Source organism: Microtetraspora sp. AC03309 (assembly GCF_020826795.1).
Lineage (GTDB): Bacteria > Actinomycetota > Actinomycetes > Streptosporangiales > Streptosporangiaceae > Microtetraspora > Microtetraspora glauca.
Window position 1 is genome coordinate 60,819 of record NZ_JADDIL010000035.1, and the last position, 22,568, is coordinate 83,386.

The following is a 22,568-nucleotide window of genomic DNA, read 5'->3' on the forward strand; positions in this document are numbered from 1 at the left end:
AGGCGGGCCATCGGCCCGCGCCGTCCTCCAAGAAAGGAATCGTGACCATGACCATGCTGACCTACACCCTCATCACCGACCCGGCGCCCCTGGAAGCGTCAGCAGCCGGGCGGCCGTCCACGGGAACGGTGTACCTGGTCATCACCAACACCGGGCAGCAGACGGCGTACTGGTCCACGGTCAAGGTGGAGGTGCACGTCGGCAACGGCGCCGGCGACCTCACCTCGGACTTCAACAAGATCAAGACCAAGGGCAAGTACGGCACACGGGCGGGCACTCGGTCGTCGGTGAACGTCCAGCGGCAGGGCTCCAACGCCTTCCTGGCCACCGCCCCTGGCGGCACAGCCCCTTACGGCACAGCCCCTCTCGCCCCCGGCGACTACATGGTGCTGACGCTGGAGAACGTCACCGTCGCCGCCACCGCCGGGCTGGCCGTGCTGACGGTGACCGAGAACACCAGCAGAACCAAGACCGCCAAGCCGAGCAACAGCTTCGCGGCCGTGGCGCTGGTGAAGACCGCGCCAAAGGAGCTCCCGCCGCGCGACTTCCGCCCGGACAAGGCCATGGTGGACGCCGGTGAAAAGCTCACGCTGAGCTGGCAGGGATCCGCCGGTTTCCGCTACGAGATCATGTACCCGGGCGCGCCGCAGCCTGTCCCCGTCTCCGGGGGCAGCTGGTCACCGCCCGCCCCGAAGCGGGCCACCACCTACATCCTCATCGCCACCGACCCCAACACTCAGCAGCAGCACTTCCTCACCACAACCGTTCAGGTGCGCAATCCCGTCCTGGAAACCCTCACCGCCACCACCGGCATCGACACCCCGCGGGTAGGAGGACCGAACGGCGGCGACGGAGCCGTCGCCTTCTCCCAGGGCGGGGTGACCGTATGGCGCGCGCGCGACTCCAATGACCCGGGCACCCTGCACGCCGGCGAGGTCGTGTTCGACGGCGTCGCCACCGGATATGTGAAGGGGCTTAAGGCCGGCGACGGAGACATCGACTTCCTCCCGGGCGGGGTGAAAGTCTGGAGCACACGCGGCTCCAGTTACCCGGGAACCCTGGACGCCAGCGAGGTCGTAGTCAACGTTGTCGCCACCAAGTATGTGAAGGGGCGTAATAGCGACGACGGATACATCGGCTTCCTCCCAGGCGGGGTGAAAGTCTGGCGCACAAGCGCCATCAATGACCCGGGCACCCTGCACGCCGGCGAGGCCGAGTTCAACGGCGTGGCCACCGAGTATGTGAAGGGGCTCAATCCCACCGACGGAGCCCTCACCTTCGTCTGGGCCGGGGCGAAAGTCTTGGCCTCACCCGGCTCCCCTTACTCGGGCGTCCTGCACGCCGCCCGGTTCCAGAACGAGCCCCAGTGACAGACCACCCCTGGGCAGGGCTGGAAGGCCTACGGGCCTAACTCCATCTACATCGCAGACCTCCGCAGCGGGTTCACCAGCAGCCCCATTTACCTCACCGCCATTGGAGGTGCCGACGGCATGCAGTACGACCTGGTCGGCAGCAGTGCCATCTACGACGTCACCGCCTGCAAGTTCAGCGTTTACCTCAAATGGCGCGACGGCATACCCCTGACAGTCGCCGATGCCCAGCGGTTGGTACATCAACTGGATCGGCTACGACACCCCCTGACTTCGCCACCGCCGCGGCACACCACCCTGTCCTTCTCGGTGAGCCATTCGCCGCCCTGGCACACCAGCTCGACCACCGCCGACCGCTCGACACCGTTCGCCCGCACCTTGTAGTGCCGGACCTGGAGCTGTCGAGGGGCTTGCCGAGGTTCTCGGATGTCCACCACGGTGGCTCATGCTGGAACCTCGGCCGACCCAAAGTCCCCTCTGGTCGCCTTACGCGCCTGGACATGGTCATCCGGGTCGGCCTTGATCCGGGCGGTGGCCCGCCAGCCCGCGATGACTTCCTGAGCGGAGGTATCAACGTCCAACTCTGCCGCGTCAGACAGCGCCTCGACCAATTCGAGCGTGAAGGCTCGCACCTCATCGGAGGGACTGTACGGCCTTCGAGCCTGGGCCTGCAGCGATCCCACCTCAAGAATCAGGCCGTGACCTGCGGAAACGCCCTCAGGATCATTGCACGTATATTGCGCGATCATCGACATACAGCCGCTCTGGGCGGCACACGGCTGCATGTCTTGGAAAAGCAAAAGAGGCCCCGTAGGGCCTCTGAGCTGGGAAAATCCCTGGTGGCAGGTCCAGGGTTCGAACCTGGGTAGGCTGAGCCGACGGTTTTACAGCACGTGACCTTTTCCGGTACTTTTCCGCCTCTGACCTGCGCCTCCGCTCTGCCATCCGCCTGCGTCAGAGAAGATCATTGCACACATATTGCACGCCGAGATGATCAAGCTTCTTGGCTCATACTATCCTGCACCCCCCGCGCCCCGTATGCCGTTGATCCATCGCCAAACTGCAGTGGAGCCGCACTCGGAAATGCGGACCATCAGCCAGATCAACCCTCTGCAACGCAGATAAAGATTGCCGATGAAGCTGTTTTGGGCGGACCGAATGCGACCCAACTGGTTTGACCATAATCATGTGGACGACCCCAAAACAGCACAGACGTCCGTCCTTCATCCAGATCTCGTAACAGCAAGCGGCAAAGCACAGATTCCAGACTAAGGCGAGTTACACTGAGCAACCCGACACTCGATCCTGTCAACGTTTGCTTGCACCCATCGAGCCCTACGTCCGGCACACCCCAGGAAGGGGATCTGCCTTGGAAATACGAATGAGCCGATCGCGAATCTATGCCTTGCTAACCTCTTTCGAGGAAGACATGCGCAATATACTGGAGCGCTATGTCCTCGATCATCTAAGTGAGTCGGATGCGCTTGGGCCAGACTTTTCTAATGCTGACGAACTTCGGGCAGCCGACGCGGGTGACGAGTATGTCCCTATAGCGCACTATCTGTTCTTGAGACAGTGCTATGACATCCTCAATAGGCAGCGAGCAAAATTGCCAAGTGAACTCGCCGAGGAGCTGAGGTCTAACACGATCCGGATGGACGAGCTGGTGCCAATCCGCAACCGCGTGATGCATGGCCGGCCATTGCGTGCAGATGATCCCACAAACACCTTGTCTGTCTTGCGGGGCTTTACAACCCGCCATTGGCGGCTCACTCAGAGGACTCTTCAGAAGCTGGACTCTGATAGTACTTGGGAACCAGCGTTCGAGACACTGCCGCTCCCCGCGGAGAGGATACTGCACAATCTTCCGCAAGCGGATTATGACGAAACAGGACTGATCGGCCGCAGTAAAGATGTCGCAAAACTGAAATCTGTACTTCAAAAGCGCAGAGAGTCCATCATTACCGTCACCGGCGAAGGAGGGATTGGAAAGACGGCGCTTGCATTGGAAGTTGCATACGCAGTCGTCGATGATCCGGATTCTCCCTTCGACTGCGTACTATGGGCGTCCCTTAAGTCTGAGATGCTCACTGCATCAGGCGTGCGTAGCATCGAGAGGGCGGTACGTGACATCACGGGCGTAACAAAAGAGTTTGGGAAAGTAATAGATAGATCATTTTCTGGCACTGTAAGCGACCTGGCCAATGCCCTGCAAGGCGTAACCGCTCTGGTGATCATAGACAATCTGGAGTCCGCCCAAGGCGAAGAAATCATCGAGCTGTACGACAGCTTGCCTGAATCGGTTACTTATTTCTTCACTAGTCGCCTGGGCGTCGGTCAAATAGAGCGTAGGTATCCTCTCGGCCCACTTCGGCCACAAGACGCAGAGTTGTTGTTCCGAAAGATGGCGGCTACACGAGGCCTCAACTCGTTGACCCGACTAAGCGATAGGAGTCTGCATGAGATACTGAAGCGGTTGCGCCACAGTCCACTTGCCATCCGCTGGTATATCTTGTCGGTAGAGGCTGGCAAGGAGCCGGTCAGTACTCTACGCAACCAAATCGAACTTGTGAACTTTTGTGTCAAAAACGTATATGACTCGTTGTCCGAAAAATCGAAGCATCTGCTTGCGGTGCTTGACGCATTGGATCGTAGTGTCTCATTCGACGAACTCGCGGTTTTGACTGATCTACCCATCGACGACCTCAGGACAGCCGCCCAAGAGCTCAACCGCGGCTCGTTGGTAGTTCATGAACCAGACCCTCATGGAGGCTTGGCTTCTCGACTCGGTCTGAGCGCAGCAGCTCGGCTCTTCCTTAAGAGTCAACCGCATACGCGAGTGTCCATAAGCGAGATCATGCATCGCGAGGAGCAATATGTGCGCAGCTCCGAGCGCAGGAGAGCAGAAGAAGCATTACGCATGCTTGGGCCCAATGTTGTTCGCGTGAGAGGGCCCGAGGATGAGCCGACAGCCCATCTCTTAAGGCTCGCACTTTCACTTAGTAAACGGGGCGATATTGGCCAGGGCCGCGCCCTGATCGAACGAGCACGAGCGCTGAACCCCGACTATTGGGAAGTGGACAGGGTCGCAGCATTCTTGGCATCAACCCAACGTCGGCGGGACAAAGCTCTCGCACTATACAAGTCCGCCCTGTCTAAAGCGGACACAGACGAAGCGTATGCCATCGTGGCTTATTTTCTTGCAGGGCACCTGGCTCGCATAATGCATGAAGTACAGCTAGCACTGCCCTATGCCATAGAAGCACACAATACGATTAACAGTCACGAGACAGCTCTCAGCCTAGGCACCTTTAAGGTCTGGAACCATGAATTCGCTGAAGGCCAAACTCTTCTCGAAGAATCACTCGAGAAGGCAGAAGGTAAAACTCGACTTATTGCGCTTACATCGCTGGTAGATTGTTGGCGGAGATGGGGCGACGCATCCCTAGAGAGTCATTTATTAGTCGAGGCATTCGATAAGGCCTATACCGGATTCACAATTGGCTTCGAAGCAATCGGCGCAGGACACCTAGATTTAAAACTGGCGAGCTCTGTCGTGGAAGCAGTTCAGACAGCGCTTCGCGCGTCTTCACAGCCCGGTTTTCCACTCGACGCCGTTACCGCCGAGCTAGTTACCATGCTCACTGGATTACAATCAAATCGGTCTCTCTTTGGGGGATCAAAGCCGTGGACGCATCTCGTGCGCCTGCTCCCCTATCTATCTCGGGAAGGAACCACGTCTAGCGAGGTGATCAGGTTGACCCGTGAACTGCTAGACGTAAATAAGCCAACGAGCGGTGACAGCAATAGCACGACATGTCCAGAAGTGCTAGTAGGAGAAGTTATCAGTTGGACCGGCAGGTACGGCTTTATCAAGCATCCAGACTACCCGAATAATGTCTTTTTTCATCGCGGATCCTTGCGAGATTTCCGGGATGATCGATACCTCCGCGGCGCCGTAGTCAATTTCAGTGTTACTCGCAATGAAGAGGACCAACCCCAGGCAATGAATATCCGAATAGTAAGCAACGACATTACATAATTTAACTCAACACCCTACCTCGCTACCCGGACACGCGAGTTAAATGCCTGCGCAGCCCCGCACACTTCTCCCCCGCTCGCGCATCCCGTATGCCGTCGACCCACTTGAAGAGCAGCGGGCCGGCGACGTAGGTGAAAACCCGTCTTCGCGTGTACGTCAGCCGGTCGCCGTTCCTCGGCCATTGGACGCCAGCGGTCACAGACGGGCTTGCGCCGGAGGAGCCGGTCTGCTGGGCTCCGCCTGGGTCGATGGCAGGAGGGATGCGCGGGCTCCCACCAGCCACCTCCGGCCCGCACTCTCCAGCTCGGCGGCATCCCGGAGCCGGAGCGCCCCCGCCGGAGGCGAAACGCGCTGACACAGGCTCAGATGGCCGAGTTGTTCGACCGGACCGTTCAGAACATCAACCTGCACATCCTCGCGATCCTGAGGGACGGCGAGGTCTCGGAGGCAACTATCAAGCAAGACTTGATAGTTCGCATCGAGGGCTCCCGCGAGGTGCGGCGGCAGGTTCAGGTCTACAACCTGGACATGATCCTGGCGGTCGGCTACCGGGTCCGATCGGCACGAGGTATCCAGTTCCGCACCTGGGTGACCACGGTGTTGCGGGAGTATCTGGTCAAGGGGTTCGTCCTCAACGGTGAGCGCCTGAAGAATCCAGGTGGGTTCGATCACTTCGACGAATTGCTCGAGCGGATCCGGGAGATCCGGGCCTCGGAGAAGCGGTTCTACCAAAAGCTCCGGGATCTGTTCGCCGCTGCAGGTGACTACGACTCTGGCTATGGCTCGCGTCAGAGGGGCCAGACCTTCAGGGCTGGGAGCTGGCAGTCGGAGGACTATGCGTGACCTCCTCGAAGTGCGCAAACAAGGGAAGTAGCACCTCGGCGTCTAGGGCGGCGTAGGTCACCTGGCTCTCGGTAAGAGGCCGCCGGGTCCAGTCGCTGGTCTGCTCCCTCTTGTCGAGTTCCACGCCAAGCTCGCGTGCGCACACTTCGCGAAGGCTGTGTCCGCTCGCGCCGCGCCGAAGCCGGGTCGATACTTCGCGAGTATCGACCACACCGTTCAGCGCGAAGCCCTGTCGGCCGAGGACCTCACGTTCGAACGAGGCGTAGTGAATCAGTTTCGTCGTCTCGCCGTTCGCGAGCAGCTGGCTGAGAGGCTCCAGATCGGGTAGCTCAAGCGCATCGATGAGGTAGGTTGCCTCGCGGCCTGCCATCTGAATCAGGCAGAGGGTGCGTCTCGCCAGCGTGGTCTCGACGTCGAGGCCGATGACGGACTCGGATGATAGGGCAGCGACCGCCTCCGTGAGCTGTGACGGCGTCCTCACCCAGATCAGCGGCCGGTCTTCCTCGCGGCGCAGAAGGGGCAGCTCCGCTGGCGCCTCCGGAAGCTGGGTGATTCGCTCCGCATCGCTTACTGTCAGAGTCCGGATGCTATCGGGCAGCCGTGGGAGGCGGGTCTCGCCCTTCGAGAGCCATCGCCAGGTTCCGCCGACGTCGAGCAGGTAGCTCGCGACTACCTCGCGCTCGACCCAGGGCGGCATCACCGGCTGGAACTTGCTGAGGCGGTAGCCCGGGAGCGACTCGGCGACCTGTGCCCAGAGGCGCTCATCCTCCCAGAACTCGGGTTCTTCTAGCCTGCTGAGCACGTCACGGAAGCGGTCTCTGCCAACGGCCGCGCCGCGTACCTTGACCAGGAAGTTGTCGGAGATGACCTGCCAGTCTCCTGCGACCGCTTCAAGTGCATACCGGAGCGTCGCGTTGATGCGTCCGCCCGCGAAGGTCCACCAGCGGATCTCCCCGTCATCGAACTCCGCGCTGCCGCGCTCGGAGCTGATTATCTCCCGCATGGAAGCACGCTGATCGGTGAGGACCTCCCATGCGGCGTCATCAAGGTATGGGTAGCGCGTCTCGCTGAGCAGCACTGACCGAATGTGCTGGCAGAGATTGAGGCTGAGGAACTGGGGGAGGAACCCTCCCCACGTGGGCTGGCGACCGCGGGGCGCCGCCTCGACGATGACGCGGCGGTCATCATGCCGTACGTGGAGGACGGCCCATGCACGCCCGCCAAGCAGGAAGCTGCTGACCCCGTCAACGAGCCGGTCGACGAACGCCTGGCTGAGCGAGCCTAGGGGGCGGCCATCGGCGGCCTGCACCGTGTAGGTCTGCGGGCTGGAGAAGACTGCGAAGAGTTCCATGAAGTTCTTGCGACCGAACCGGCGCTCCGCCTTTGGCCCCAGGACCAGCCGCCCGCTGGCGAGCCGGAGCGAGCCATCTCGAACCATCCACGCCAGAAGGCGGTCGTATTCGGCCCGGTGAATGCCCTGGAAGTCAGGCACGCGCGCCAGGTGCTCCCAGGCATCCTCGCCGGTGATCCCGTCCCCTGACAGCGCCATGGCGAGCAACTGGTGGATGAGCACCGGCCAGCAGCGGTGGTCGAGTTCGACTGACTCGACCCAGCCAGTCCTGGCCAGCTCGACCAAGGCGATAGCCTGCAGCACTCCCTCGGTTGTCTCGCAGAGGAACGTGGTGTTTGACACCTGCCCCGTTCGCCGCCCCGTTCGCCCCATGCGCTGCAGGAACGAGCTCACGGTGTCTGGCGCCTCCGCCTGGAGGACCCGGTCGAGGTCGCCGACGTCGATTCCCAGCTCCAGCGTCGAGGTGCACACGATGCAGGCGTCGCCGCCGTGATGAAAGCGTTCCTCCGCGAGCTGGCGCTCTTCCCGGGATACGGCGCTGTGATGGACGAACACGGTGGTGCCGGCGCGCCGCATGTGCTCAGCGACGGCCTCCGTCGTGGACCGGGACTGGCAGAAGAACAGACTCTTGCGGCCCGCTGCGACCTGCGCCGCGTCGCGGGAGAGCTCAGCGAGGCCTAGACGGTGGACGACGAGGATCTGCCGAGGCCTCGGCTGGTTCGGCGGGCTGACGACGCGTCCGCTCCGGCCGGACGTGCCCTGCATCCAGGTAAGGATGGCCTCGGGGTTGCCTACGGTCGCGGACAGCCCGACGCGCTGGACATCATGCCGGGAAATGCGCGCCAAGCGCTCGATCACGCTCATCAGGTGGGCGCCGCGGTCGGATCCGGCCAGCGCGTGGATCTCGTCCACGATCACGGTCCGTAGGTCGGCGAAGAGCTTGCTCTCATCCACTCGCGTCGACAGGAGCATCACCTCAAGTGACTCTGGTGTCGTCATCAGGAGCTGGGCGGGCTCTCCGAGGAACTGACGCCGGGAGTGGCTCGGCGTATCACCGTGCCAGGCGAAGCTCCGCAGCCCGATCATCTCGGTGTAGAGCCCGAGCCGGTCCGCCTGGTTGTTCAGCAGCGCTTTGATCGGAGCGACGTACAGTGCGCCCACCCCGTCCGGCTCGTTATCGGCGAGTTGTGAGAGGACAGGGAAGATCGCCGCCTCGGTCTTGCCCCCGGCGGTGGGGGCCAGGATGATCGTGTTGTCGCCGGCGAGCAGCGCCGTTCCTGCCTCTTCCTGTACGGGGCGCAGGCTCGGCCAGCCGAGCCGGGACACGATCGCGTGCTGCAGGCGGGGGGAGAAACGGGCGAAGACGCTCACCACACGTCCTCGGCCGGCACCAGCCCCTCTGCTTCGTCATCGGGGGCAGGGGCAAGGCTGGTGAGCGCGGTCCCGGAGAGCACGTGCTGCTCCTCGGGGCTGAGGTCCGTGGCCTGGAAGCCATACTCGGACATGGGTTCATAGTCCGCGTGCTCCTCGACTAGATCGAGTTGCGTTACGAACTCACGCAGAAACTGGCGCGGCACCACACCAACGTCGCCCTTGAAGCCAGCTGACACCTCCGCGACGAGCCGCTCCACGAAGGCCGTGCTGATCTTCTGATCGAGGCGGCCGTGGTCAGCGGTGGGAAACAGCTCGCGCAGGCGAAGCGCGACGGAGCGGAGACGCTCGGCGTCGAAGGGGACAAGCTCGAGCTGGGCCTGGCGCAGGCTGGCGAAGCGGCCCTGCTTCAGGAACCGGATCCGCTCATGGAGCGGACTGAGGCCTGCGACGCCCTGCCTGGTGTCGAAGAACTCCGGCGTGCCTGTGAAGACCCAGAGCATGCCCGGATAGGAGCCCGAGGCGTCGGCGATCTGCCGGATCCCGTTGAGGGACTTGTGCCGCGAGTCCGAACGCATCCGGAGGATGGTCTCGGCCTCGTCGATGACGACGAGCAGCCCCTTGTACCCGGCGGCCTTCACGATTTCCAGGACTCCCCGCAGGTAATCAAGGGCATCGCGGCTCTCGATGTCCCCCTTGATACCCGCGGTCCGCTTGACCGACGCGGCGACGTTGCCGCTGCCGCACAACCAGGAGATGAGGGCTCCCGCCTCCGCCACGTTTCCCTGCTGCTTCAGCTCGAAGATAGTCTGAATCACGCGGACGAAGTCCTGAGGCGCCCGGCCACCCGTCATGGCCGCAAGGTCCTCTTCGAGACGCTTCGCCACCGTGGCATCGAACGCCGGGTCCGCGTCGTCTTCTCCGGCCGCGATGAGCGCCTCTTCCACCCGTCCGATCCAGCGGTCGAGAACATCGCCCAGGGCCCCGCGTGGGCACGATGCGGTGCCCAGCTCGGTCAGCACCTTGCGGTACACGTCGTCGAACCGGTGGAACTTGAGGTCATTATCGGAGACGACAACGAAGCTGGTCGCGAATCCCCGGGCCTGCGCGTCGAGCACGGCAAGGCGTCCCATGAAGGTCTTCCCGCAGCCATAGCCCCCGCGCAGGAACTTGACGGTGCCCTCGCCGTCCCCCGCGAGGTCGAGCTGCCGGTGCAGTTCCCCGAGTTGCTTCTCGATGCCGACCGCGAACGCATCGAGTCCTCGTTCCGGCACCAAGCCCTTGCGCAGCGCCTCGAAGATGTGCTTGACATCCTTCTGGGTCAGTGTGCTCATGCGCTTCCTTCCCGCACGTATCGCTTCACCCCGGCCACGACGTCAATGCGCACGATAAAAGGGGCCTTCTGGGCATAGGACTCGAACTGGAGGGTGAATCGGCGCAGGCCGCGTGGGCCTCCCAGCATCGCGGCGGCCTCGTTCTCCGTGACCGCGCCATGCACCGCCAGGTGCTCGAACACCTGCCGGATCCCAGGGTCAGGGAACTGCTCCAGCCATCTTGTGCCGACTGCCGGGCTGGTCGTCGGCGGGGTGGCGGCTGATGCCGCGGGCGCCCGCATCGCGGTGACAGGAAAGCGGGCATCCGGCACGCAAGGCACCACGTCCGCGACGGCGCTCGGATGATGGATCTCGATGAGCGTGCGCGTGTCCGTGGCTCCGGAGAGCCGGAAGAAGAGCTCGAAGGGTTCGCCGACGGCGGCGACGATTGTGCTGCCCGCAATCCGCGCTTTGCCACGAGCCTGGCAGAGCTCGACCTGCACGTCCTCGGCGTCGGGGACGCGAACGGCGAGTTCAATTTCCTGCAGGCTTCCAAAGTCCAGCGACTGCTGCTCGAGGGCCTCGACCCTGGCCTCGATGCAGTGCATCCCCGCCACTCCCTCGCGGGCCTCAGCTGTAACGCCGTACCTGACGCCACTCCCGCCGGCCGCCGTGCGGTGCACCACGGTAAGTACCGGGATGACACGCTCCTGCAAGCTGTTGCCACCGTGCGCGAAGTCCACCGGCCGCCGGCCTGTGTCGAAGACCGCCGTGCTCTCCGGGAAGATGACGCTCGTGCCCGTGCTCGTGCCCTCGTACTTGAGATCCGCCAGCGCGACCCTGACCTGGCCTGCATGGTCGGCCGCCACCGGGGAGAAGACGTGTCGCCGCTGCGGGTCGATTCGGCGGCCATAAGCCTGGGCGGCTGCGGTGTCGCCGTTCAACAGGAGGAACCCGTGGTCGCTAGTGAACACGAACCGGCGCACGCCCGCTTCGCGCAGCACGCGCCAGGCAGCGCGGAGCTTCTGCAGGGCGAGGTCGAACACGGCAGGGCCGATGCCCTTTTCGCCGGCTTCGTCGATCTCCCGGCTGTGCACCACGACCAGCCGCGCCTGGGAGACCGACCGTTTGAGCGAAACAGTGTCACGGCTGACCACCTCCTCGAGGGTGAACCACGAGCAGGTCGCGCCGCCAACCCGGTCGTGCATTGCCCGCTTGCGCGTCTCAGGGTCACAGACCCGGAACTCACCCGTCTGGAAGCCCTTAACCCCACCGGCGTCGCCCGCCAGCGAGACCTGTAGGCGGCCGTTGCGCGCGACGGGTGCGAGCACGTTCATCCCCACCTCCGTCACGGTGGGGAGCTCAGCGAGCCGGGGCCGTAGCGCCGCGGTGGTGGCCGGGGTCCCCTCCATCTGGCGATAAAGCTCCTCTCCCATCTCGAACCGCAGGGCGTCGACAACGAAGTACGCGGTAGCCCCCGGCTCCTGGGCCGACGGCCGGACCACCTCGTCGAAGAGCGTCCGCTGCTGGTGCGAGGTACCTGGCAGGAAGCCGTGGGCCATGCAGAGTGCGTTGAACTCGCCAGCCCAGGCATCGGCCCACTCACGCCAGGCGTGCCGCATTCCGTCGAGGCGCGCCCGCAGGGTCTCGAACTCGGGAAGCAGCGGGTAGAGCAGGGCCACCCGCCGCTGCTCCAGCAGCCGGTGCGCCTGATCGACTGCGGCGCCACGCTCGGCATAGACCGCCATGGCAGTCTCGATGGCTGCGTCGACGCTCGCGTCCACGCCGATCCGCATTCCCGCGCGGGCGATCTCCTGGCCGAGACGAGCCGCCTCGTGGACGAGTTGCCAGGCGGACTGCCGTGCGGGGTCATCGCGGAGCCAGAAGGATGTGTCGGCCGACGTGGGCTCCACGCGCGGGTCAGCCCATCCGGCGGCCTGGTCGTAGGCCGCGCGGCCCAGCGCGGCCAGTGCCGCTTTGAGGACCTTGTCCTCCTCGAACCGGAACGTGACGATGGCGCCGAGGTCCTCGGCCTGGGCCTGCTCGACCTCGTCGGCGAGCAGCGCCTCCGTCTCGTCGGCCGTCCGCTGGTAGAAGCCCGCGTGGTGCTCCCGAAGATGAGCAGCCACGTCGCGGCAGGCATCGATAACCGGGCGCGGCAGGGCAGCAGCGGACGCCAGGTGGTCGTTAGCCGGCGCACGCCTCAGGTCATCCGTGTACTCCACACACAGCGCCCAGCTCGCTGCGGCGAACGCTACGTCTCCGGCGCGGGGCTGAGAGGGGGGAAGCGTGACATCGCGCCAGAAGGAGGGGAGGCCGATCCAGGCGGCGAACCGCTCCCAGAGCGCGTCCTCGGTATCGTGCTCGCCGATCCGCCCGGCGATGATTCCCCCGGTGAGTAGGTCATCGAGGACGGCCGTTGGGCTCATAGCCCGGAGTTGTGCCGCGATGCCGCCCTCTGCGCCGTCGAGGAGCGCGCTAAGCCAGGCGTCGGCACCAGCAAGTGTCATGCCGGGCTGGGCCCGGAAGGAACTGATCTGGTCGGGGCGTGCCTGTCCTGAGGCGGCCTCGGTGACGAGGGTGTCGAGCGCCTTGCGGTACCGTACGCCGGCCGCGTAGAGCTCGAAGAGCGGCGTCTGCCGCACGGTTTCCTCGCTGAATCCCGGCAGGTGGATGACCAGAGGTACCGTCTCCGTCCCGGTGGCCACCCCGTCGAGCGCCATCATCAATGCCAGGTGGCTGCCTCGGAATGCCTCGACCTGGTAAGGCAAGGCGCCGGCGGAACGCAACGCCTGGAGCCGCTCGACGAACTCACTGTAGATCCCAGCCTGGTCGAGCCAGACGACGATGCCACGTTGGCGTACCCGCGAACGCAGGTCGGCTTCCAGGACCGCGGACACGGGGCCGCCGAGTCCCGATGCTGGCGGGGAGGTAACTGCGGTCGTCACGTGTCGTCCTCCTTGCCGTCGTCCGCGTCTTCGTCGTTGAATAGGTCGATGGGCGGGACGAGGCTGGCCAGGAAGCTCTTGCGGTACTGCACCCGCTCGGGATGCGCCGCCTCGAACATCGCACGGGCCGAGGCCTCATCGGGGGCGAGGATGCGGATCTCTGCGCCCTGCCGCTCGGCCAGGCGCAGTTCCATCTGCCAGAGGGCCTCGGCGTGGGTCGGCCAGAGGCCCGGCTCGAGGATACGCATCTCGAACACGCCCCGCCGATTCTTGCCGCGCCCCATGCGCCGCATGGCCTCCTTCTCGATGGCGGAGAGGGCGGCTGTCGGCTGGCCGCGCAGAAAGGCCTCACGATGCAGGACATCACCAGCGTCGTCCACGTCGCGGCCGCCGGGGCGGTAGGGCGGCTCCTCGATCCTGAACTCAGGGCCGATTTCGTCCTGGAGCCGCAGCTCCCAGGTCCAGGCGCGCTCCGGGTGGTAGCGCCAGAAGCAGCCGTGCGCGACGCCAAGGCTCGGGTCCTGCCGGCACTTCCGATCGACCCGGCTCGGCCAGTAGAGCATCGCCAGGTGGGACCAGTCGTAGTCCTTCCGACCGCTCGCGGTGGCGAGCTCCTTCCACCACTTCTTCGGGTCTTTCCACTGCGGGTCGAGTAGCGGCCAGAGTGCGGCCGAGTTGATCATCACACCGTCGTTGAGGTCAGGAGCGTAGCGGTTGTCTTGCTCGCGGGCAGGACACTGGCCGTCGGTCGGCAGCGCACCTTGGTCGGCGCACTGCTCGACGTTAGCGATGAACTCCTGCAATTCACTCCGAGCCTTCAGTACCCGGTCGTACTGCCGTTCAGCGTCTCGGGCGGCATTCTTGTCGGCGCCGTTACGAGCGGCGCGCAGGTCGGTCAACTCACCATCGAGGCGAGCGAGCGTCGGCGCGAGATGGTCGGCGAGCAGCACCCGCAAGGTCTGGTCGTTCATCCGGTGGATGTTTACCCAGGCCACGAAGGTCTTGCCCGACGAGGAGAGCGGCCAGTGAATAGGCCGGTTCTCGTACATGCCCTTGTGGACGTCCTTGAAGAAGTCGAGGGCCAGCCAGTCACGCAGGCTCCGTCGGGTGCCGATCGCTGACGCGTACTCCGCCCAGGCGGCGTGCAGCGGTGCGGTCGCCTGGTGGCCAAGGCCATCGCGGCGGTCCACGGCGTCAAGCGTGGTATCGAGGAAGAGGATGCCATGCGGGAGCGCATGCGAGAGGTCCGCAGTGGCGGGGTTAAGGATGCCCTCGGCGGGGGTATCGGCCGGGCCGAAGCGGCCAAGAGCGACGCCGAGGGCGAAGCTCAGGTGGTCCGCGGCGGGTTCTGGGTCTAGCTGCTCGACGTACTCAGGAAGAGGTGCCCCTTTGGGGCGGTCGACGGCAGCCTGGGCCCAGTCCTGGGCGTGGCGCCATGGGGAGGGCCCGGGGCGCAGAAACTCGACGGACTGTTCACGGTGAGATTCGTGCAGGGTGAACGCGCTTTCCAGATGGCTAAAGATGGCTTGAGCACCACCAATTTCCAGGGTAGGAATGCGGGCAACATCGCCTGCAGTGAAATGAATGGTGGGATTGAGGGATGCGGCGACGTATCGTGCAACGGGAGAGTTAAGTAGTGCAAGTGCCTGAGCTTGGGGCATGCCAAATAGCGCTCGACCTTCCACGTCGAAAACTGAAGCAAAACGGATTGCCCGCGCGGAGAAAGTATTGCCTTTTGTGTTGTAAGCGACACCTTCATGATAGTAGTGATCCGAACCTTGCCCGTAGCGAGCGCTTGGCAGGGTCCCGTAAGCGGGATGCAATGGCCTGGAGAACCGTATTACGAAAGAAAGTGGCTCAAGCCAGCGAGTGCCGGCTGCACCTTTAACGTATGCCTTCCAGGGTTTTTGATCGTTAACGCAGGCCTGGAATCTACGATTTGTGTCTATTGTAGATGGTTGCACCTCCCAAGGGCGGCGCAAAAAGCGGTCGTTGTTCCCTGTCTGTAGCCCGATTGGCAGGGAACCAACTTTACCAATTAGTTTCCCACTTGCCGCTAGTCCAAGCAGCTCGCTGTTCCACCAATAAACGAGAGGCCACTCCGGTACGACCTTGAGTGCGGCCGGGTCGAAGGTGTGGCGACCTTCTTGGCAGATGGTGGCCGCGCGCTTTCGCTGGGTTCGTGCGCTGTCTCGTGATGTGTCTTCTCGAGGCGTAGGGCAGAGCGCACTGGCCCCAACGGTCGAGCCGCCACGGGCAAATATCGACACGGTAACGCTGACCCTCTCGTCGGGCACGCTTTCGAATGCCCCCCGATCGAAGTCGCCGAGTGCCTTCAGCTCGTGCGCCCCCAACAGATATTCCCGCAGTGCCGAGTACTGCTTGATGAACATCCAGTTCCGCATCGTGAGCATCGCCGATACGCCGCCGTCGCGGACCAATTCCAAGCCGCGCAGCAGAAACGCCGCGTAGAGGTCCTCCTTACCGAGCGGATATGTCCGAGAGACGTACGTCGTCTCGGCCATCTTGCTGGTGCCTTGGTATGGCGGATTCGCCACTATCAGGTTGTAGCTGCTCTCGCGCGCCATCCGGATGAAGCGCACGCCCGCTGCAAGTTGCTCGCCGCGCAACCGCAGGCCGAGGTCGTCGCCACCGGTGTGCTTCGACAAGAACCGTTCCAGGCGGTCAAGCAAGGTGGCCTTGGCCTCCGCGCGGCCGATGGTGACGCGCGCGGGCTCCGGGCTGAACCCGCTAAACAGGTCGCCCTGCTCGTCCACCGCCTGGCCCAGCATGGTCTCATGCCGTTCCAGGGCCTCATCCACAGCAGCGTCGATTTTGAGCAGACTCCCCAGATGGTCGGCGCCACGCAGTGCGTGGATCAGCGTGTCGGTCAGCGCGGCCGGAATCCCGGTCTCGCGCTCCACCTCGCGGCGGAGTTCGACGAGCGCCGGGTCGTCGTCGGCCAGGCTCGCGAGGCGCAGGCGGGAGGCCACGAGGTTCAGCTGCTCGGGCCGGGCGTCGGGGGCCACTTGCCGGGCTTTGAGCCACAGGGCTGCCGCGGCGATCTGCACTGCCCTTGGGTCTAGATCGATGCCGTGCAAGTTGTGCGACATTATGCGTTCGACGATGGCCCGGTCGGACCAGCGGTCCTGGCCGGTCTCGCCTCGGTGTCGGGCTTCCTCCCGGTAGAGCGCCACCAGGAGGTCGAGTGCCACGACCAGGAAGTGCCCCGAGCCGACGGCCGGGTCGAGCAGCCTCAGGTCGCGGACGGTCTCGGGCACCTGCGCTACGGCGCTCTCGGGGACCGGCTGCGGCAAGTAGTAGACCCAGCGTCGTTCCGCGTCGGTATGAAGGGGCATCAGGTCGGTAAGCGTGACCTCGCCCGTCGCGCGTTTTGCCCGCCATTCGGCCCGTCGCTCCTCAAGACGGTCGAGCGTGCCGTCGGCTGCAACCTCGGGCATCCACCCGTGGCGCTGGCAGATAGTCAGCCACATGGGTCCCAGGCTGTTCTGGAGTAGCCAGTCCACCATGTAGCGCTCGGTGAACATCTGCGTCTTGCTGGCGATCTCGTGCGGCTCGACCTTGCCACCGCCGTTGAGCTTGTCGTCGAGTGCCTCGCGCTCGGGATCGTTCCAGTACTGGTAGACCCAGCCGAGGGTCATGTCGTCGGTCCAGCAGCTTTCCAGCGCCTCGGAATTGAGGGCATCGATGACGTGCCGGAGCGTCGCTGCCGGAATAGGAACTAGGTCGGCCACGCCCGCTGGGCCGTAGAGGCCAGGCAGTTCGGTGGCGAGGTCCTCGAAGACCAGGCGCAGGAGGAATGCGTAGCCTTCGGTCTCATCGTTTTGTACGATTCCCGGCGCGAGCTGCCGGAAGTCCAGGTACGCGCGGCTCTCCCAGCCACCGGTCACCACGGCGGGTGCACGGAGCGGCTGGCCTGATGGTCGCGGTGCCTCCATAAGCCGGAGCATGACCAGCCGATTCAGCAGGGTATAGGCCGCCTGCTTCTCGGCTTCACGGCGGAAGTCCTGCGGGGACCGATCCCTCTTGGCCCCGGTAGTGCCCTGTGCCCGTACCTGCTCGGCCACCCACGCCTCCAGCCGCCTGCGCCTGGCCCGGGCAGCCTCGTCCAGTCCGGCGTCACGACTGAGCACCGAGAGCCGGTAGGCCGTCTCCGTGGCGGCGTGGAGGTCCTCAAGCAGCCGAGCGCGGAGCGACCGGATCGTCGTTGCGAGTGCCTGCTTCGCATTGGAAGTCATGGACATGGTCGTCGCCACCTTGGTCACAGTATCCGCACTCGGGCGCCGGCCCGTACCTGCTCGAGCAGGCGTCCTCTGATTTCCTCGACCAGCGCCTGTACGTCGGCCTCCGTCGCGACCTCACGATTGCGCAGCTGCAAGTCGACGCGGGCGATGAGCGGCCTATTGCCTGCGCTCAGTATCTCGTCGAGGAGGTCGTTCGCCTGGTTCTCGGCGCGCTGCAACGCAACCGTGAACGGGTCTGCCAGGGCAGTGAGCGGCGGCGCGACCGCCTCGGCGGTGGTGTCAGTAACCGCCCCCGTGAAGGGTCGCAGCACGCTGTGCGCCTGATCGGCCGTGAGGGTACTGAAGCCGTCGCGCGCCCGAATACGGCCACGGGCCGCCTCCGCCTGCTGCTCCTGCCACTGGAGCAGCCGCTGCCGCTCCGCGCGGTAGCAGGCAAGGATCTCGGTGAGATCCTCGTCGAGCACGCTGATGTCGAGCCAGGGCCGCTCCGCCGCGAGCTGCGTGGATACGCGGGTCGCGGCTACCTTGACATTCGTGGGCTCGATGCCGGCGTCCGTCAGCTGAGCCGCCTCGTAGGCGAGCACTCGGTCAGCGTCCTTGACGGCCCGGATGGCATCGTCCGTCAGCTCCGCGCCGTAGAGCTGCAGGGTGGACACGCCGTCCTGCAGTGCGTCGAGGTGACTTTTGACCGCCTGCACAGTCGGCCTGGTCTGTCGGCAGTTCCTAAGGCACATCTCCAGGGCCTTGCCGAGCCTGCCGAGCGCCGCTGGTCCCGCGGGTGAGCCGGGAAGCTGGTTGAGTCTGCTCTGGACGTCCCGGAGTTGTTGTGCGAGTGCCGGAAAGTGCTGCACAACCGCGTTGGCGATCTGATCGTCTTCGCGATCGATGCGGGAGTCGAGGCGATCCTCGAAGAACCTGCAGATGCGCGCCCGCGACTGGAAGCCGATATCGTCTTGGCCGGCCGGGAAGATGGTTGCGCGCCGGAAGTCGCGGTCCCGCTCGAAGAGGTCGCGCACTCCGGCGTCGCGGATGGCGGTGATCTCGTCGCCGCCCTCGGGCTGCAGGCGTACCTTGGTGGCGCGCAGCAGGCCCGCGACGCAGGCCTTTACGACGTTCGCCGTGTAGCCGTAGGGTGGTCCGCCAAACCGGGCGAGGAGCGCCGTCCCGCTGCTGCCGCCCTCCGACTCGATGTACTCCTGGACGCGGCGTACCACGACGCCGCTACACGAGGGGACGTACCGTCCGGCGTCGAGCTCGAGGATGCCAAGATCGCCCGTGAGGAACTTGGGCGACGGGCCGGAGAGCTCGGCTTCGACGAGCTGGAGAAGCTCGGATGGCTGGACCTGCGTAGGAATGAAGTGCGGGAACAGGTCAGGTAGCACCCGGGTTGCCGCCTGGTGGAGCGCGATGGCGAACGTCGCGCCATGGTCCTGTGGCGAGATGCCGCGACCCCGGAAGTACATCCGTCCGGCCATCCACGCCGCTGCGATGGTGTCCCGTGCGCGCGTGTCGAGATCCTCGACGCGGTTCTCCTCCTGCTGGAGCAGAAGCCTGCGGGCGGGATTCAGCGAGTCGCGGCGCGACTTGTACTTCTTGACCATGGCGCGCGAGCGGTGCAGCTCACGCGCGCACTCGCCTACGGCCTCGCTGTCGCCGGACAGCCAGACAAGGCGGTCGTGGAGCGCGGCCTCGCCGCTCCGCGTTACCCACGTGCTCTCGGTGCGCTCCTCGATGGCCAGGTAGCGGAAATCGACGCGGACGGCGGCGTCATCGCGCGGATCAAGGAGGCTCACGTCGTCGGCGCGACGGCCATCGGAGAACCGTCCTGCCCAGGGGAACGACCGACCTTGGAGCTGCGGGCGATCGGGAGTGGCGAGCAGGTACTTGAGCCCGTCCTGGACGATCTCGCTGAGGGCCTCGCGCGGGGCGGGGATGTCGCGGCGTTCGCGCTCCCACTCCTCGCCAGCAGAGGATTGGAGCTTGTATCCGTGCTTTTCCGAGTACCCCAGAAGATTGCGGCGGCGCAGCTCCTCCAGCGCCGCGGTCACGGCGGCCACCTGATTGCCGCGATCGACCCGGTCGTAGAGGCACTGCGCCACGAGCCTCGCATCGGTGGCCTTGGTCTCCTGGATGAGCTCGAGCAAGGCCACCGCCTTAGCCACCCGCACCAGGAGCCGGTCCGTGTCAGCCGTGCACTGGCTCAGCACGCGGGCCATCGAGGCCTGCACGTCGGCGTCGAGCGCGGTGTGCTGCACCTCGTAAATCTGGTCTAGGGTCACCAGCCCGCCGACCGGCTGATTGGCGAGGCGCTGGCCGCGGAAGAGCTCGCCGAGGAGCTGGAGCAGGCCGCGGATCGCCTGGTCGTCTCCCTGGGCTCGGGCCGAGCGGGTCCGCAGGGCGGTGGTGATCTGTAGGACAAGGTCGATCTGCCCGGGGAGCATCGGGTAGACCTCGATGAACTCCTCCGGAGTCACTGACTCGCAGCCGTAGGCGTACAGCTTGAGGTCGGGTCGGTTGCTCTCGAAGAGGGCGCGAAGTGGCTCCTCGGCCTCGGTCCGTTTCTGCAGGAGCCGTTTGTGGACGACGTCCCTGATATTGGTCGGCGCGAGGTGGACACGGAGGCTCGGGGGAAAGCGGTCCTTCGCCCAGACGAGGAAGGAGTCGTCCGCCTCCTCGTCGAGCTTCTGCTGCCCGAGCGCTACCAGCCAGGCTCGTCCGCGGAGCGTGGCGCCGATCGCCGTCGCAAAGGCGCGCAGCCGGTCAACACGATCCCGGTAGGAGAGAACGTACTGAGAGACCTCGTCGATGATGAGGAAGAGAGTGGCGTTCGGACGGCGGAACTTCAGCATGTCGCGGATGGCCGCCACGGCTTCCTCGGGCGACTCGGAGCGGGTGTGAGTGCCGGCACGACTGGTGAACCAGGCCATGGGGTCGGTGTACCGGTCGGGATAAAGCTCGCTCATGACGTGCGAGAAATCCTCCTCGGCCAGCGAGTTCTCCTTCACGCTCGCCCACGGCTTGCCGAGTACCTCCTGGGCCTTCCCCTCGAAACGAGACCACTCCCCATCGCGCTCTAGGCGCAACTCGAAGTCGGCGACGAGGGGCTCGATGCAGTAGCCAAGGCGTCGCTGGACCTGCCGCACCGCTGCGGCGTGGATTTGCTCGCCGTCGCGCGCGATGGACCCGATGTCGAAGACGACCGCCAGTGGATCGATACGTTGGCGCACCGCGTTCCACGCTGCACGGAGCTCGGCGGATTTTGGCGAGGTGTCCCGCTGCAGCCATGCCTCCGCGAGCGAGCCACCGTCCGGCAGCGCGATGCCGTCGAGGGAGAGGCCGAGCAGCTTGGCGAAGCTCGACTTGCCAGAACCGTAGAAGCCAGAGATCCAGGCGTTGGGCAGTTCGGGGCCACCGGGCTTGCCAAGCTCTGTGGCGATGCCTGTCAGCAGCCTGACGTACTGCTCATGGATGCCCTGCGGCACGCGACGGTGGTTCGGGTGGCCCTCGGGCCAGCCGCCGGTGACGATGTACTCGGACACCTCCGCGGCGAGCTTGTCCGGAGCCTGCTCGTGGAAGTACACGACAGGCGGGATGTCCCGTGTGACGTCGGAGGCGAAGAGGTCGCGAATCAGCATGGGGGGTCCCTCAGGGATAGATCCGTGGCCGGTAGTCATTGTCCGGATTGAGAATGCCCATGAACGAGAGCCCGGTCGGGCCGCGCCGCTCACCCGGATACAGCAGGACCACCGGAACATTGCGTGTTTTGCCGTCGAGGTGGCGCAGCAGGGCTGATGACCGGATGAAGGGGTAGAGCGCTCCCGCGCGCCCGATTAAGGCGACCGTCCGGTCGATGCTGTCGGGGTGCCGGTCAGCGTACTCGCAGACGAGGCGGGAGCAGTCAGCTGCGATGCCGTCCGGCCCCTCGATAAGGGGCGAGACCTTCGACTTCAGGTAGTTCAGCCCGCGCTCCGGGTCGGTGCCGGACAGGCGACCCTCCATGGTCACGACTCGGTCGATCCAGTCCTGGCCTTGCGCCCTAACCCTGTCAATGAACAGCTTCTGCAAACTGATCGAGATGACCATCCAGCCGTTCGCGGCTAGGTCGGTGGTCAGGTGTTGCACCTCGCTGCGGAGCTTGAACTCCTCGGCCGGCTCGTACTGCACGATGGCGAACCGGTAGTTGCGCATCGTGCTGATGCGTGGGCCGTCCTCGTGGATGAGGTCCCGGCGCAGTGCGATGAACGCCTCATGCAGGGAACCATGTTGGAATAGTGGGCTCTGCTGAAACAGGGGCAGGGTCACAGGGCGGCCCCGGCCAGGCGCGAGGTGCCATCGCGGAGGGTGGCTGCTGCCCAGGCATGCAGGTCCTGGTGGCGCCAGCCAAAGTCGGTGAGGTTGCCCTGCCGTCGGAACGCGAGTCCGGGGAGCCCGCGCAGGCGCTCTTCGAGGATGGCGCCGTCAAGGCCGACCGATCTCAAGTACGGGTTGTCGAGGAGGCTCCCCTCGAACTCCGTCTCGCGTAGCAGGTACAGGAGATACTCAAGAGCCTCGTCTGGCACGCGCGGCGTCCCAATGGGGCGCGGATCCCGGTTAGACGTCACCACGGTGGCTGAGTACGCCGCGGAAAGGAGCTTGCTGGCGAACTGGATGCGCATCGTCATCGTCCAGTGGCCGGGGCCGTGCCGCCCGACCCAGGCGACCACAAGGTCCCGGGTTACCTCAGGCCGGGTCCCCGTACGGCGCTTTGCCAGGTAGATGCCCGTGAAGCGCCGGTAGAGCGGGTCGCTGAGCTGCAGGTGCCAGTGGCAGATAACCCGGCGTGTCTCCGGCAACATGTGCTGCCAGCCGTGAAGGACGGCGAGTGCCGCAGGAAAGGCGCTGAAGCGGGCTCGCATGTTGGCGAGAAGGACCTCGACGCGCGCCAGGCTCCGGGCTCCGAACCAGTATTCGTCGAATGCCTGCTGGGCGCCCACGTGCGTAGCTCCATCGGCGCGGGCCCAAAAGGCACGTGAGTCCTCCACCTCGAGGGCGCACCGTGACAGCCGCGTGTGCACGAGGGTCGTCT

12 protein-coding genes are annotated in these 22,568 nt (G+C 64.8%); 4 read left to right on the forward strand and 8 right to left on the reverse strand.

The features are described from left to right. Window positions 1–47 precede the first annotated feature (47 nt). A complete protein-coding gene (locus tag IMZ11_RS21640; protein ID WP_228644175.1) occupies window positions 48–1,370 on the forward strand; it encodes a hypothetical protein in 1,323 nt (440 codons plus the stop codon). A gap of 120 nt (window positions 1,371–1,490) precedes the next feature. Next, window positions 1,491–1,754 (forward strand): hypothetical protein, encoded by a 264-nt coding sequence (locus IMZ11_RS21645; RefSeq protein WP_228644176.1) that lies wholly within the window; start codon window positions 1,491–1,493, stop codon window positions 1,752–1,754. A gap of 59 nt (window positions 1,755–1,813) precedes the next feature. Here IMZ11_RS21645 and IMZ11_RS21650 read toward each other — a convergent pair whose 3' ends face one another. Beyond that, window positions 1,814–2,125: a hypothetical protein gene (locus IMZ11_RS21650; RefSeq protein ID WP_228644177.1), complete on the reverse strand. Its 312-nt coding sequence runs from the start codon at window positions 2,123–2,125 to the stop codon at window positions 1,814–1,816. Window positions 2,126–2,799: 674 nt separating this feature from the next. On the opposite strand from IMZ11_RS21650, the gene IMZ11_RS21655 reads away from it, so the two are divergent. Both IMZ11_RS21655 and rhuM read left to right on the forward strand, forming a co-directional pair. Further along, the gene (locus IMZ11_RS21655) at window positions 2,800–5,412 is read left to right on the forward strand and encodes an NB-ARC domain-containing protein (protein ID WP_228644178.1); all 2,613 of its coding nucleotides are present in this window, start codon (window positions 2,800–2,802) and stop codon (window positions 5,410–5,412) included. A gap of 366 nt (window positions 5,413–5,778) precedes the next feature. After that, a complete protein-coding gene (rhuM, locus tag IMZ11_RS21660) occupies window positions 5,779–6,255 on the forward strand; it encodes a RhuM family protein (protein WP_228644179.1) in 477 nt (158 codons plus the stop codon). Here rhuM and IMZ11_RS21665 read toward each other — a convergent pair. From IMZ11_RS21665 to IMZ11_RS21695, 7 genes are read right to left on the reverse strand one after another with little or no spacing between them, the layout of a single operon-like run. Then, window positions 6,218–8,977, reverse strand: a complete 2,760-nt coding sequence (locus IMZ11_RS21665; protein ID WP_228644180.1) for a DEAD/DEAH box helicase — start codon at window positions 8,975–8,977, stop codon at window positions 6,218–6,220. The genes rhuM and IMZ11_RS21665 overlap by 38 nt on opposite strands. Beyond that, the gene (brxD, locus tag IMZ11_RS21670) at window positions 8,974–10,311 is read right to left on the reverse strand and encodes a BREX system ATP-binding protein BrxD (protein ID WP_228644181.1); all 1,338 of its coding nucleotides are present in this window, start codon (window positions 10,309–10,311) and stop codon (window positions 8,974–8,976) included. The genes IMZ11_RS21665 and brxD overlap by 4 nt, the downstream gene beginning before the upstream one ends. Continuing rightward, window positions 10,308–13,238 (reverse strand): BREX-6 system phosphatase PglZ, encoded by a 2,931-nt coding sequence (gene pglZ / locus IMZ11_RS21675; protein ID WP_228644182.1) that lies wholly within the window; start codon window positions 13,236–13,238, stop codon window positions 10,308–10,310. Before pglZ ends, brxD begins: the two co-directional genes overlap by 4 nt. Beyond that, on the reverse strand, window positions 13,235–17,515 hold the full coding sequence (gene pglX, locus IMZ11_RS21680) for a BREX-6 system adenine-specific DNA-methyltransferase PglX (RefSeq protein WP_228644183.1): 4,281 nt from the start codon (window positions 17,513–17,515) through the stop codon (window positions 13,235–13,237). The genes pglZ and pglX overlap by 4 nt, the downstream gene beginning before the upstream one ends. A gap of 5 nt (window positions 17,516–17,520) precedes the next feature. Then, on the reverse strand, window positions 17,521–21,138 hold the full coding sequence (gene brxC, locus IMZ11_RS21685) for a BREX system P-loop protein BrxC (RefSeq protein ID WP_228644184.1): 3,618 nt from the start codon (window positions 21,136–21,138) through the stop codon (window positions 17,521–17,523). A gap of 10 nt (window positions 21,139–21,148) precedes the next feature. Beyond that, on the reverse strand, window positions 21,149–21,805 hold the full coding sequence (locus IMZ11_RS21690; protein WP_228644185.1) for a DUF1788 domain-containing protein: 657 nt from the start codon (window positions 21,803–21,805) through the stop codon (window positions 21,149–21,151). Then, window positions 21,802–22,476, reverse strand: a complete 675-nt coding sequence (locus IMZ11_RS21695; protein ID WP_228644186.1) for a hypothetical protein — start codon at window positions 22,474–22,476, stop codon at window positions 21,802–21,804. The genes IMZ11_RS21690 and IMZ11_RS21695 overlap by 4 nt, the downstream gene beginning before the upstream one ends. Between the last annotated feature and the right edge of the window lie 92 nt (window positions 22,477–22,568).

What these genes read in the sequence shown, in the direction of transcription:
- IMZ11_RS21640 (WP_228644175.1), top strand. Translation starts at nt 48, where the DNA reads ATGACCATGCTGACCTACACCCTCATCACCGACCCGGCGCCCCTGGAA.
- IMZ11_RS21645 (WP_228644176.1), top strand. Translation starts at nt 1,491, where the DNA reads ATGCAGTACGACCTGGTCGGCAGCAGTGCCATCTACGACGTCACCGCC.
- IMZ11_RS21650 (WP_228644177.1), bottom strand. Translation starts at nt 2,125, where the DNA reads ATGTCGATGATCGCGCAATATACGTGCAATGATCCTGAGGGCGTTTCC.
- IMZ11_RS21655 (WP_228644178.1), top strand. Translation starts at nt 2,800, where the DNA reads ATGCGCAATATACTGGAGCGCTATGTCCTCGATCATCTAAGTGAGTCG.
- rhuM (WP_228644179.1), top strand. Translation starts at nt 5,779, where the DNA reads ATGGCCGAGTTGTTCGACCGGACCGTTCAGAACATCAACCTGCACATC.
- brxD (WP_228644181.1), bottom strand. Translation starts at nt 10,311, where the DNA reads ATGAGCACACTGACCCAGAAGGATGTCAAGCACATCTTCGAGGCGCTG.
- brxC (WP_228644184.1), bottom strand. Translation starts at nt 21,138, where the DNA reads ATGCTGATTCGCGACCTCTTCGCCTCCGACGTCACACGGGACATCCCG.